The 12596-nt window shown below is 74.8% G+C and carries 9 protein-coding genes and 3 tRNA genes; 8 read left to right on the top strand and 4 right to left on the bottom strand.

Translation table 11 applies throughout. The features are described 5' to 3' along the window. Positions 1-16: 16 nt before the first annotated feature. Positions 17-1303, bottom strand: coding sequence for a hypothetical protein (locus tag AB0G14_RS09195; RefSeq protein WP_357695341.1), 1287 nt, complete (start codon positions 1301-1303; stop codon positions 17-19). 280 nt (positions 1304-1583) lie between these two features. Here AB0G14_RS09195 and AB0G14_RS09190 point away from each other — a divergent pair, with 280 nt between their 5' ends. From AB0G14_RS09190 to AB0G14_RS09175, 4 genes are all read left to right on the top strand, one after another. Then, positions 1584-2387: a fumarylacetoacetate hydrolase family protein gene (locus AB0G14_RS09190; protein WP_357695339.1), complete on the top strand. Its 804-nt coding sequence runs from the start codon at positions 1584-1586 to the stop codon at positions 2385-2387. A 107-nt stretch (positions 2388-2494) separates the two neighbouring features. Beyond that, positions 2495-2566: transfer RNA gene (locus AB0G14_RS09185), tRNA-Gln, on the top strand. 137 nt (positions 2567-2703) lie between these two features. After that, positions 2704-2776, top strand: a tRNA-Glu gene (locus AB0G14_RS09180). 345 nt (positions 2777-3121) lie between these two features. Further along, positions 3122-3194, top strand: a tRNA-Glu gene (locus AB0G14_RS09175). A 188-nt stretch (positions 3195-3382) separates the two neighbouring features. Here the strand turns inward: AB0G14_RS09175 and AB0G14_RS09170 are convergent. After that, entirely contained in the window at positions 3383-4069 is a 687-nt protein-coding gene (locus tag AB0G14_RS09170) for an IclR family transcriptional regulator (protein WP_350684716.1), read from the bottom strand. Between the two features lie 49 nt (positions 4070-4118). On the opposite strand from AB0G14_RS09170, the gene leuC reads away from it, so the two are divergent. The 4 genes from leuC to AB0G14_RS09150 all read left to right on the top strand — a co-directional run bounded on the left by leuC (position 4119) and on the right by AB0G14_RS09150 (position 9113). Next, positions 4119-5567 carry a 3-isopropylmalate dehydratase large subunit gene (leuC, locus tag AB0G14_RS09165; RefSeq protein ID WP_357695336.1) on the top strand — a complete coding sequence of 483 codons (1449 nt, stop codon included), beginning with the start codon at positions 4119-4121 and terminating at the stop codon, positions 5565-5567. 15 nt (positions 5568-5582) lie between these two features. Further along, the gene (gene leuD / locus AB0G14_RS09160; protein WP_357695334.1) at positions 5583-6170 is read left to right on the top strand and encodes a 3-isopropylmalate dehydratase small subunit; all 588 of its coding nucleotides are present in this window, start codon (positions 5583-5585) and stop codon (positions 6168-6170) included. A 172-nt stretch (positions 6171-6342) separates the two neighbouring features. Then, positions 6343-7011 (top strand): HU family DNA-binding protein, encoded by a 669-nt coding sequence (locus AB0G14_RS09155; protein WP_357695332.1) that lies wholly within the window; start codon positions 6343-6345, stop codon positions 7009-7011. A 137-nt stretch (positions 7012-7148) separates the two neighbouring features. Next, on the top strand, positions 7149-9113 hold the full coding sequence (locus AB0G14_RS09150) for an endonuclease/exonuclease/phosphatase family protein (RefSeq protein ID WP_357695330.1): 1965 nt from the start codon (positions 7149-7151) through the stop codon (positions 9111-9113). 105 nt (positions 9114-9218) lie between these two features. Here the strand turns inward: AB0G14_RS09150 and AB0G14_RS09145 are convergent, their stop codons facing one another. Next, positions 9219-10187, bottom strand: coding sequence for an NUDIX hydrolase (locus AB0G14_RS09145; RefSeq protein ID WP_357695328.1), 969 nt, complete (start codon positions 10185-10187; stop codon positions 9219-9221). A gap of 24 nt (positions 10188-10211) precedes the next feature. Then, the gene (locus tag AB0G14_RS09140; RefSeq protein WP_357695327.1) at positions 10212-12569 is read right to left on the bottom strand and encodes an RNA degradosome polyphosphate kinase; all 2358 of its coding nucleotides are present in this window, start codon (positions 12567-12569) and stop codon (positions 10212-10214) included. Between the last annotated feature and the right edge of the window lie 27 nt (positions 12570-12596).

Below are 12596 nucleotides of genomic sequence, written 5' to 3'. Positions count from 1 at the left end.
GCCGCCCCGCCGCCGGTCAGGGCACGTCCACCCGGACCCCGGCGGAGAACACCCCGCTGCGCAGCTCCAACTGCTCCGGCGGCGCCTGCCCGTCGACCGTGAAGACCAGCGGCAGCACCATCCGGCTGCCGCCCGCCATCGGCTGGGCGAAGACGTCGCGGCCCTGGTTGGCGGCCCGGGTGGCCTGCTCGTCGGTGCTGACGAAGTTGCCGTCCGGCAGGTACGCCCGTTGCAGGCGGCCGTGCCAGCTCTGCTTCTCCGGGGTGAGGTTGCGCACCCCGACCGTGGCCTGGCACTGCCGCGCGCCGCGGCCCGGCTCGCACGCGACCCGGAAGACGGTGAACTCGAACGCCGACTCGCGCAGCGGCTCGCCGATCGCGCCGTTGGTGCCCCGGCCGATCCACGCGCCACTGGTCGGCTGGCTGTCGGTGTCGATGGCCGCGACCTCCCGGGTGGCCGTCCAGGCGGCGGTGCCCACCGTGCCGGCCAGCACCGCGGCGGCCACCGGCACGATCAGCCAGACGGACGGCGTGCGGCGGGTCTGCGCCGGCCGGGGCGTGGCGGGCCGCGGGTAGACGGTCCCCCGCCCGCCGGGCGAGAGGGCCGCGGCGCCGGGCCGGCGGCGCCGCCGCCACGTCCAGACCCCGACGAGCGCGAGCACCGCCACCGTGGCCAGCCCGGCCAGCAGCACGGGCGTCCGACGCCACGCCGGTGTCTCCGGGGTCTCCTTCGCCGCCGCCGGCGCGGCCGCGTTCCAGGTCGCCGTCGCGCAGTCGTACGGCCGGCTGCCGTCGCGGGCGAAGGCGCAGGCCGGCGCGGTCAGCGGCCGGTCCGGGGCGGCGGTGGTCAGCGTCGTGCCCAGGGTGGTGGTGCTGCGGGCGGGCAGCTTGAGCTGCCAGGTCACCGCGGCGGCCGACTGGCCGCCGTCGCGGGTGGCCCGGCCGCCGGTGGTGATGGCGGTCGCCGAGGCGCCGGGCGGCAGCTCCTGCCGCACGGTGGTGTCCACCGGCGTGTTGCCGGCGTTGCGGACCTGGATCCGGTAGCGCGGCGCCGGCGTGCTCTCCGGCGCCACCGCCACCGTGACCGGCGGCTTCGCCATCGGCGGGGCGGCCCGGGTCGGGGTGGGCACCGCGGGCGGCACCGACGGCATCGCCGGCGCCGGGGTCGGCGCGGCCGCCGCCGGTGGCGGCTGCGCGGCCGCCGCGGGTGGTGCCGCCGTGGGCAGTGCCGGCACGGCGGCGAGGATGCCGAGGCAGTGGACGAACACTGCGAGGGCCCTGTGGTGTCGTGTCGATGCAGGCATACGAACGAACCTCCGGAGCCGACGCTAGGGGCGGGGCGACGCCGGGCGGGTACGAAGTCGCGAAGTCCGCCCCGGGACATGGGACGTGGCGTAGGGTGCGCGGCCGGCGGCGCGCCCGGGGTTGTGCGAGCCGGTTGCCAGGGTGTGCGGGCCGGACGGCGCGCCTACGGTGTCTCGGGCCGGGCGGCACGCCGCCGCGCTGCTGCCCGCCGGCCGGGATCCGCCTGGGCGGGTCGTGGCCTGGGCCGGGGTGCGGGTCGTCCGGGACTAGATTGGCCTGGTGCGTATCGCTCGTTTTGCTCATGCCAAGGGAATGTCGTTCGGGGTCGTCGAGGGCGAGCCGGAGGCGGGCCCGCAGGGCCTGACCGTCGCCGAGATCGAGGGCCACCCGTTCGGCCAGATCCAGTTCTCCGGTGCCCGCTGGGCGCTCTCCGACGTCCGGCTGCTCTCGCCGATCCTGCCCAGCAAGGTCGTCTGCGTCGGGCGCAACTACGCCGAGCACGCCGCCGAACACGGCAGCGAGGTGCCGAAGGAGCCGCTGCTGTTCCTCAAGCCGTCCACGTCGGTGATCGGGCCCCGCGACGCGATCCGGCTGCCGATCTTCTCCAAGCAGGTCGAGCACGAGGCGGAGCTGGCGGTGGTGATCGGCGCGCCGGGCGCCCGGCGCGCCGACCGGGCCGCCGCGGAGCGGGCCATCTTCGGCTACACCTGCGCCAACGACGTCACGGCCCGGGATCTCCAGCGCTCCGACGGCCAGTGGACCCGCGCCAAGGGCTTCGACTCGTTCTGCCCGATCGGGCCGTGGATCACGACCGGTCTCGACGTGCGGGACCTGGAGGTCCGGTGTGAGGTGGGTCGCAATCCCGAAGAGATGGAGGTCCGCCAGCTCGGCCGTACGCGGGACATGGTCTTCGACGTGCCGGCCCTGGTGTCGTACGTCTCGCACGTGATGACGCTGCTCCCCGGCGACGTGGTGCTCACGGGCACGCCGGCGGGGGTTAGCCCGCTCACGGACGGGGATACGGTCACCGTGCGGATCGAGGGGATCGGGGAGCTGACCAATCCGGTGGTGCCCGTCGCCTGATCCGGGTCGAGGCCCGGTTTTCGCAGCTCAGAGGCGGTTCCGGGGGCTCGATTTGGCCTGTCGGCACCGGGAGGGTAAAGTTTGTTCCCGGCGCCGCAAGGGGCCAATGGGGTATGGGGTAATTGGCAGCCCGACTGATTCTGGTTCAGTTAGTCTAGGTTCGAGTCCTGGTACCCCAGCGCAGCCGAGGTTCGAGAGAGCCTCGGGCGCTGGATCTCGGTGGAGAGAAGCTCCGGTTCCCGTCAGGGAGTCGGAGGTTCTCTCTGATAGAGTCCAGCAGCGCCGCTCGGGAGAGCGGTGTGGCAAGGAAGGTTCTGGCCCCGTCGTCTAGCGGCCCAGGACGCCGCCCTCTCAAGGCGGTAGCGCCGGTTCGAATCCGGTCGGGGCTACAGCATGATCGGCCCGTCTCACCCATGGTGAGGCGGGCCGTTTCGCTTTCCCGACCCGGTGTCGTGCCACCCCCGCCCGGTCTGCGCCGGATCCTGCCCGTCCGGCCGTCTCTGCCGGTTCCCCGGCGGTTGCCGCGGTGGCGGCTTCCTGCGGTGCCGGCCCCTTGCGGCGGTCGCGGGTGCCGGTTTCCCGCGGCGATCGCCAGGTGCCGCCCTTCGGCCGCCCGGCACCTGGCGGTCACGGAGGCCCGCGCGCCCGCCCGACTCCGTGCCGGCCCCCCTCAGGGGACGCCGCTAGACTACAGCGGCACCGCTCGCAAGGGCGGTGGAAGCAGGGAAAGTCTTGGCCCCGTCGTCTAGCGGCCCAGGACGCCGCCCTCTCAAGGCGGTAGCGCCGGTTCGAATCCGGTCGGGGCTACAACACGAACGGTCCGCTCGCTCCGGCGAGGCGGACCGTTTCGCTATTCCAGCCCCCACCCGCTCCCCAGCCGGCCCGGCTCCCGACTTCCGGATCCTGGTCCTGGCCGGGATCCCGGCCCCCGCCCGGATCCCGGCGGCCCGTCCGCCTTCCGGACCCGGCCCGGAAAGGCCGGTGGCGGGGGTGGGTCAAAGGCCGGAGAGGCGTTGGCCGGCCCGGACGACGGCCATGGCGTGGCGTTCGCCGGGGCGGCGGCCGAGGCGCTCGATCGGGCCGGAGACGCTGATCGCGGCGATGACCCGGCCGGTGCGGTCGCGGATCGGCGCTGAGATGCTCGCCACACCGGCCTCCCGCTCGGCGACGCTCTGCGCCCAGCCACGGCGGCGTACCTCGGCGAGGGTGCGGCCGGTGAACTTCGACCGGGGCAGCAGCGGCATCACCGCCTCCGGCGGCTCCCACGCGAGCAGGATCTGGGCCGCCGAGCCGGCCGTCATCGGCAGCACCGAGCCGACCGGCACGGTGTCCCGCAGGCCGCTGGCCCGCTCGGCGGCGGCCACGCAGATCCGCTCGTCGGCGCGGCGCAGGTAGAGCTGCGCGCTCTCACCGGTGGCGTCGCGCAGGGCGGCCAGCAGCGGCTCCGCCGCCGTCAGGAGCACGTCCGGCGCGGCGTTGGCGAGCTCACCCAGGCGCGGGCCGGGGCGCCAGCGGCCCTGGGTGTCCCGGACGAGCATCCGGTGGATCTCCAGCGCCTGCGCCAGCCGGTGCGCGGTCGCCCGGGGCAGCTTGGTGCGTTCAACGAGTTCGGCCAGGCTGGCGCCGTCGACGCAGGCGGCCAGAATGACCACCGCCTTGTCGAGAACGCCGACACCGCTCATACTGTGTCCCACAAGCCGAAATTTACCTCCCAGAATTTAGGATGTCCAGATGGTGGGAGTCACTACTGCCGAGCCGAGGACCCTGGCCGAGAAGGTCTGGGACGCGCACGTCGTACGGTCCGCCGAGGGCGAGCCCGATCTGCTCTTCATCGACCTGCACCTGCTGCACGAGGTGACCAGCCCGCAGGCCTTCGACGGGCTGCGCCTCGCCGGCCGCCGGGTGCGCCGCACCGACCTCACGCTCGCGACAGAGGACCACAACACCCCGACCGGGTACGCCGACCCGTCGTTCCGGGAACGGCGTGGCGACCTGCTCACCATCGCCGACCCCACCTCGCGCACGCAGATCGAGACGCTGCGCCGCAACTGCGCCGAGTTCGGCGTGCGGCTGCACCCGCTGGGCGACGCCAACCAGGGCATCGTGCACGTCATCGGCCCGCAGCTCGGCGTCACCCAGCCCGGCATGACCATCGTGTGTGGCGATTCGCACACCGCCACCCACGGCGCGTTCGGGGCGCTCGCGTTCGGCATCGGCACGAGCGAGGTCGAGCACGTGCTGGCCACCCAGACGCTGCCGCAGAGCCGGCCGAAGACGATGGCGGTGAACGTGACGGGGCAGCTCGCCCCCGGGGTCACCGCCAAGGACCTGGTGCTCGCGCTGATCGCCCAGGTCGGCACCGGCGGCGGTCGCGGCCACATCGTCGAGTACCGCGGCGAGGCGATCCGGTCGCTGTCCATGGAGGGGCGGATGACCATCGCCAACATGTCGATCGAGTGGGGCGCCAAGGCCGGCATGATCGCGCCCGACGAGACCACGTTCGCGTACCTGAAGGGGCGGCCGAACGCCCCGCAGGGCGCCGACTGGGACGCGGCGGTCGCCTACTGGCGGAGCCTGCCCACCGACGAGGGCGCGACCTTCGACGCCGAGGTGACCCTCGACGCCGGCGCGGTCACCCCGTTCGTCACCTGGGGCACCAACCCGGGTCAGGGCGCGCCGCTGGGCGCCGCGGTGCCGGACCCGGAGGAGTTCGTCACCGACGCCGAGCGGACCGCCGCGCGCCGCGCGCTGGAGTACATGGACCTGCGCCCCGGCACCCCGCTGCGCGACCTCGCGGTCGACGTGGTCTTCGTCGGCTCCTGCACCAACGGCCGGCTGGAGGACCTCCGGGCCGCCGCCGACGTGCTGCGCGGGCACCGGGTCGCCGACGGGGTGCGGATGCTCGTCGTGCCCGGCTCCGCCGCCGTCCGCGAGGCGGCCGAGGCGGAGGGGCTGGACAAGGTCTTCACCGACGCCGGGGCCGAGTGGCGCTTCGCCGGCTGCTCGATGTGCCTGGGCATGAACCCGGACACGCTCTCCCCGGGCCAGCGCTCCGCGTCCACCTCCAACCGCAACTTCGAGGGCCGCCAGGGCCGGGGCGGACGCACCCACCTGGTCTCCCCGCCGGTCGCCGCCGCCACCGCCGTGGCGGGCCGGCTGGCCGCTCCCGCCGACCTGTAGAAGGGCACACCGCAGATGGAGAGGTTCACCACCCACACTGGCACCGCCGTGCCGCTGCGCCGTTCCAACGTGGACACCGACCAGATCATCCCCGCCGTGTACCTCAAGCGGGTGACCCGGACCGGTTTCGCGGACGGCTTGTTCAGCGCCTGGCGCGAGGACCCCGAATTCGTGCTCAACGATGCGGCGTATTCCGGCTCGTCGATTCTCGTGACCGGTCCGGAGTTCGGCACCGGCTCCTCCCGGGAGCACGCCGTCTGGGCGCTGCGCGACTGGGGCTTCCGTGCCGTGATCTCCCCCCGCTTCGGCGACATCTTCCGGGGCAACGCGCTCAAGGAGGGGTTGCTCCCGGTCGAGTTGGAATTGAAAGCGGTCGAGGAGATCTGGGATCTCGTCGAGGCCGACCCGACCACCCCGGTCACCGTCGACCTGACCGCCCGGCAGGTCCGGGTCGGTGGGGCCACCTGGTCGTTCCCGCTCGACGACTTCAGCCGCTGGCGGCTGCTGGAGGGCTTGGACGACATTGGACTCACCCTCCGGCACGAGGCCGAGATCAGTGCCTTCGAGGCCACCCGGCCGCCGTTCCTGCCCTCGGTCGCATAGCCGTACGCCCGATCCCGCAGCGGTTTCCGCCCCCGCCGGTCTGACCGGTGGGGGCGAATCCGTTACGACACAAGGGCTTTTTTCCACCGAATGTTTGTGTCCCGGCAGCACAGGGCATACCGTGCGCGCAGAATGGCTCGCGTCGAGTCAGTTGCACAATCGGGAGGAAGTCGTGAACAAGGCCGAGCTCATCGAGGCGCTCGCCGTTCGCCTGGGGGACCGGAAGACGGCGACGGCCGCGCTCGACGCGGTCCTCGCTGAGGTCCAGGCGGCGGTCACCAAGGGCGAGAAGGTGGCGATCACCGGATTTGGAGCGTTCGAAAAGCGCGTCCGGGGCGCCCGAACAGCGCGCAACCCGCGGACCGGCGAGGCGGTGAAGGTCAAGAAGACATCCGTCCCGACCTTCCGCCCGGGCGCCGGGTTCAAGGAGATGGTGGCCAGCGGCAAGGTGCCGAAGGCCACGGCGGCGGCGAAGAAGACCGCCACGGCCGCCGCCAAGACCACTGGCGCCAAGGCCACGGGTGCCAAGGCGGCGGGTGCCAAGGCGGCGGGTGCCAAGGCGACCGGCGCCAAGGCCACCACGGCGGCGGCGAAGAAGACCACCGCGGCGAAGGCCGCCGCGGCGAAGAAGACGACCGCGGCCAAGAAGACCACGGCGGCGAAGGCGGCCAAGACGACCGCCGCGAAGAAGACCACGACCGCCAAGGCCGCCCCGGCGAAGAAGACCACCGCGGCGAAGGCCACCGCGGCCAAGAAGACGACCGCAGCCAAGAAGACGACCGCGGCCAAGAAGGCCCCGGCGAAGAAGGCCCCGGCGAAGAAGGCCGCGGCCAAGCGCTGATGTCGAGCGGTACGAGGGCGTCCACCGGCACGGTGGGCGCCCTCGCCGCGTCCACGCGCCCGTCGTCGGGGCGTTGACCGGGGCGGTGCGCCGCACGCAGAATCGCCGCACCCCTTCCGGTCGGCGAAAGGCAGCCCGTGCGCTACCGCCACCGCACCACCCTCACCCTCGCCCTGGGCGTCGTGCTGCTGGTCGACGTGCTGCGTGTCTTCCTGCCGGCGGTCATCACCATCTTCGGGCAGGCCGCCTCGACCCCGGCCGAGCTGCTGGGGGCGTTCGCGCTCGGCTGGTTCGTGCTCGCCCTGGCCGCGCCCGCGCTGATCCGCCGGGTCGGCGCCCGCCCGGTCGCGCTCGTCGCCGCCGTCCTGCTGGTCGCCGCCCGGCTCGCCGTCACCGGCCAACCGGGCGGGCGGCTCCAGCTCTGGCTCGCCACGGCCGGGCTGCTCGCCGGGCTGGTCTGGCTCGCCGGTGTCGCCGCCGCCACCCACCGGCCGGCGCCCGGGCTGGCGCTCGGGCTGGCCCTCGGGGCGATCCTGCACACCGCGCTGGACACGTACCGCCTGGGCTTCCTCGGGAGCTGGCAGTCGTGGCTCGCCGCCGGCCTGGTCGGCGGACTCTTCCTGGCGGGGCAGACGCGGCCCGCGCCGCCGGCCGGCCCGGGCGGCGTACGGAGCTGGCTGCTGGCCGGCCCGGCGCTGCTGCTCGCCGGCATGGTGGCACTCTCCCCGGCGGTCGCCCGGACGGCGACGACGTACCAGTTCGGTCTGCTGCGGTCGCATCCCGGCGACGAGGTGGGGGTCGCCACCGTGCCGCTCCTCGGCCCCGCCCCGGTCGCCGTGGCGGTCGGCGGATTCCTGCTCGCCGCGCTGGCGTCACCGCGCCGGGGGGCGTGGCGGTGGCTCGCCCCGGCGGCCCTGGTGGCCGGGGCCGTCCTCTTCGCCCTCGAACGCGGGGAGCTGCTGCTGCCGGCCGTCCTGCTCGCCGCGGCGGGGCTCGGCGGCTGCCTGGCGTCCGCCGGCGCGGCCGACGAACGGGACACGCCCGCCGCCGGCTCCACCGAGGGGACCGACGCCGCCGGGTTCGCCGTGGTCGACGGCGGCACCGCCGATCCGGGCCGGGCGGCGGGCCGGCGCGCGTACGCGGCGGTCGCCGGGATGCTGCTCTTCGCCGTCGCGGCGGTTCTCTACTACGCGGCGTACGACCTGGGCCACCCCAACGCCGGGATGCCCGTGGCCGTGGCGGTGCTGGTCGCCGCGGTAGCCCTGGCCGCCCGGCCCGCGGTGGGGCCGGTGCCGTCGCCGCTGCCGCCGGTGCGGACCGCCGCCGCGGCCACCGCGCTGGCGCTGGTCGCCGCGATCGCCAGCGACGAGCTGCTGTCCGCGAGCAACCGGGACGGGCCGCCCGACACGGTGCGGGTGGCGGCGTACAACGTCCGGATGGGGTTCGGGACGGACGGCCGCTTCGACCCGGACGCGCTGGCGCGGGCCGTCGCCGGGGCCGACGTCGTGGCGCTCAGCGAGGTGGACCGGGGCTGGCTGCTCAACGGCGGCCACGACACGCTCGACCTGCTGGCGGAGCGGCTGAACATGCCGTACGTCTTCGCGCCGGCCGCCGACCCGCTCTGGGGTGACGCCGTGCTGAGCCGCTGGCCCCTGGACGGGGCCCGGACCCGGCCGCTGCCGGCGGTCGGCGCGCCCACCGGCGCGCAGGCCCTCGGGGTCACGGTCGACCTCGGCGACGGCGTCCGCCTCGCGGTGGTCGCCACCCACCTGCAACCGCCGCCCGGCCAGGGCCCGGTGGTCCAGGCCCGCGCGGTCGCCGACTTCGCCCTCCGGTACGCGGCCGGCCGCCCGCTGGTGGTCGCCGGCGACCTGAACACCGAGCCGGGCGATCCGGCGTTCGCCGAGTTCACCCGGGCCGGACTGGTCGACGCGCTGGCCGCGGCCCGCCCGCTGCCGACCAGCCCGGCGGACGACCCGCGCCAGCAGATAGACCACGTGTTCGTCACGCCCGACCTGGGCGCCGGCGATCCGGTGGCCCCGCGCGGCACGGCCAGCGACCACCTGCCGGTCGCCGTGACCCTGACCCTGCCACCGGCCTGACCCGCCGCCGGGGCGCGGCGGCCGGGGCGCGCGGCCGGCCGCGCCGCACCGGGGCGGCGGGGGCGGCCGGTCAGAGGCGGTCGGCGGATCGGCGGGGGCGGCCGGTCAGAGGCGGTCGGTGGCGAGCAGGCGGTCCCGAGCGAAGGCGAGCAGCCAGCCGCCGCCCTTCGGGGTGGTGAAGTCGCCCGCCCGCCCGCTGAGCCGCTCCAGGGCGGCCGGGATCACCTTGCCCTGGCTGCACACCCCCGCCCGCTCGCCGGAGGCCGCCAGCTCGGCCAGGCGGGCGGCGACGGCCAGCACGCACTCGTCGGGCTGCTGGCCCGGCCGCGGCTCGTCCAGGTCGCCGCTCACCTCGATCGGCAGGTCGAGCAGCGCCGCCGCCGGGTCGAGGGTCTGCACGCACCGGCGGGCCGAGGCCGACAGCAGCCGCGCCGGGCGGACCAGCGCCACCAGCGGGGCCAGCACCTGTGCCTGCGCCCAGCCCCGGGCGTCGAGCGGCCGGCCGGTGTCCGGGCCGGACCAGGTGGCCCGCTTGCCGGCGTGCCCGTGCCGCACGAGCGCGATCGTCCCGGTCACCGCCGGCAGGGCCGCGAACGCGGCCAGCACCTCCGCGTCGTGCGGGTAGCTGACCAGCCGTACGGCCTCGTCGACGCCGAGCCAGCGCACCTCGTCGACCTCCGTGCCCGGCTGGAAGCCGCCGTCGGCCACCGCCCGCATCGACCAGTAGTCGACCACCTTCGGCTGGCCCTCGCTGCGGTAGCGCACGCTGGGCAGCCGCATCTGCGGCACCGCCCGGACGTCGGTCTCCTCGGCCACCTCGCGTACGGCGGCGAGCAGGGGGTGCTCGTCCGGCTCCAGCTTGCCCTTCGGCAGCGACCAGTCGCCGTAGCGGGGCCGGTGCACCAGGCACACCAGCACCCCGGCGTGCCGCCCGCCCGGGCCCACGGCGGTGGGGCCGGGGTCGTCGGCGGGGCGCCACACGACGCCGCCGGCTGCCCGGATCGGCGTCGTCCCGTCGGGGACGTCGGCCGCCCAGCTCCGACCCGGGCCGGCTGCGTCCCGCTCATCCAACATCCGGTCAGCCTATGCGCGCGCCGGTCAGCCCGCCGTGCCACCGACGCGACGCAGCAGCAGTTCCTGCAGGTGCACCAGCGGCTCCTCGGCCGTGCCGGTACGCCGGCTCCAGGTGCCGTCCGCCGCCAGCTCGAACGCCTCCACGTCCGGGCTCATCGCGGCGGCCATGACGTGGTCCAGCTCGGCCCGGGCGACCGGGTCGCTGACCTGCACCAGCGCCTCGACGCGGCGGTCCAGGTTGCGGTGCATCAGGTCGGCCGAGCCCATCCAGAACTCGGCGTCGCCGTTGTTGCCGAACCGGAAGATCCGGGAGTGCTCCAGGAACCGGCCCAGGATGGAGCGGACCCGGATGTTCTCCGACAGGCCCGGCACCCCCGGCCGCAGCGTGCACATGCCACGGATGACCAGGTCGACGTGCACGCCGGCCCGGGAGGCCCGGTAGAGGGCGTCGGTGATCTCCTCGTCGACCAGCGAGTTCACCTTGATCTGCACGAGCCCGGGCATGCCGAGCCGCACGTGCGAGATCTCCCGCTCGATGCGCTCGATCAGCCCGCTGCGGATGCCCTGCGGGGCGACCAGCAGCCGCCGGTACGCGGTCTGCCGGCTGTAGCCGGTGAGGACGTTGAACAGGTCGGTCAGGTCGGCGCCGATCTCCGGGTCGGCGGTGAGCATGCCGAAGTCCTCGTAGAGCCGGGCGGTCTTCGGGTGGTAGTTGCCGGTGCCGATGTGGCAGTAGCGGCGGATCTGGTTGCCCTCCTGGCGTACCACCAGGGCGGTCTTGCAGTGCGTCTTCAGGCCCACCAGGCCGTAGACGACGTGGCAGCCGGCGCGCTCCAGGGTGCGCGCCCAGCCGATGTTGGCCACCTCGTCGAAGCGCGCCTTCAGCTCGACCAGCACCACCACCTGCTTGCCGGCGGCCGCCGCGTCGACCAGCGCGTCGACGATCGGCGAGTCGCCGCTGGTGCGGTAGAGGGTCTGCTTGATGGCCAGCACGTCGGGGTCGGCGGCGGCCTGCTCGATGAAGCGCTGCACGCTGGTGGCGAACGAGTGGTACGGGTGGTGCACCAGGATGTCGCCGTCGCGCAGGGTGGCGAAGACGCTGCGCGGCACCTCGCCCTCGGTGAGCCGGGGATGGGTGGCCGGCACGAACGGGGGGTCCTTCAGGTCCGGCCGGTCGGCCTCGTTGTAGAGCTGCCACAGCGCGGAGAGGTCCAGCAGGCCGGGCACCCGCAGCACCTCCTGGTCGTGCATGTCCAGTTCGCGGACGAGCAGCTCCAGCATGTGGTCGGAGATCGAGGCGTCCACCTCCAGCCGGACGGGCGGGCCGAACCGGCGCCGGGCCAGCTCCCGTTCCAGGGCCTGGAGCAGGTCCTCGTCGCGGTCCTCGTCGACCTCCACCTCGGCGTTGCGGGTGACCCGGAACAGGTGGCACTCGACCACCTGCATGCCGGAGAAGAGCTGCCCCAGGTGCACCGAGATCAGGTCCTCCACCGGCAGCATCCGCACGCCCGGCAGGTTCCGGTGCACCCGGACGAACCGGGGCACGTTGTTCGGCACCTTCACCCGGGCGAACAGCTCGGAGCCGCCGTCCGGGTCGCGGACCGCCACGGCCAGGTTGAGCGACCGCCCCGAGATGTACGGGAACGGGTGCGCCGGGTCGACCGCCAGCGGGGTCAGCACCGGGAAGATCTGCTCCCGGAAGTACGCGCGCAGCCGCTCCCGTTCGGGGTCGTCCAGGTCCGCCCAGCGCAGGATGCGGATGTCCTCGGCGGCCAGCTTCGGCAGGACGTCGTCGCTGAAGCAGGCCGAGTGCCGGGTGACCAGCGTGGCGGCCTTCTCGGCGACCAGCTCCAGCTGGGTGCGCAGCGGCATCCGGTCGCCGCCACGCACCGGCAGGCCGGCCTGGAGCCGCCGCTTCAGCCCGGCCACCCGCACCATGTAGAACTCGTCCAGGTTGCTGGCGAAGATGGCCAGGAACTTGGCCCGCTCCAGCAGCGGCGTGCGCGGGTCCTCGGCGAGCGCCAGCACCCGGGCGTTGAAGTCGAGCCAGGAGAGCTCCCGGTTGAGGAAGCGGTCCTCGGGCAGCGGGGCCACGGCGGGCGGCTCGTCGTCGGCGCCGGGCGCCGCCGCGGCCGGGGCCGCCGGGGCCGGGGCCGGGGCCGCCGGGGCGGCGGGGGACGGCCCGGTGACCGGGTCCAGCACCTCCTCCAGGCCGGCGGAGGCGGTCGCCGCGTCGGGGCCGTCGTCGTCGGTCCGGGCGGCCCCGGCCGGCTCGCTCGGGCGGAAGCGGCCGTCGGCGCCCCGGGAGCGGGTGCCGTTGCGGGCTGCCGCCGGCTCGGCGGCGCGTGGCGGTCGGTTGGCGGGCTCGCGAGGGGTGCTCACCCGCCCATAATCACCCGACCCGGGTTA

Origin of the sequence: Micromonospora sp. NPDC023814 (assembly GCF_040639595.1) — a bacterium.
Lineage (GTDB): Bacteria > Actinomycetota > Actinomycetes > Mycobacteriales > Micromonosporaceae > Micromonospora.
The sequence above is the reverse complement of the archived record's forward strand: the minus strand, read 5'-3'. Positions and strand labels throughout refer to the sequence as shown.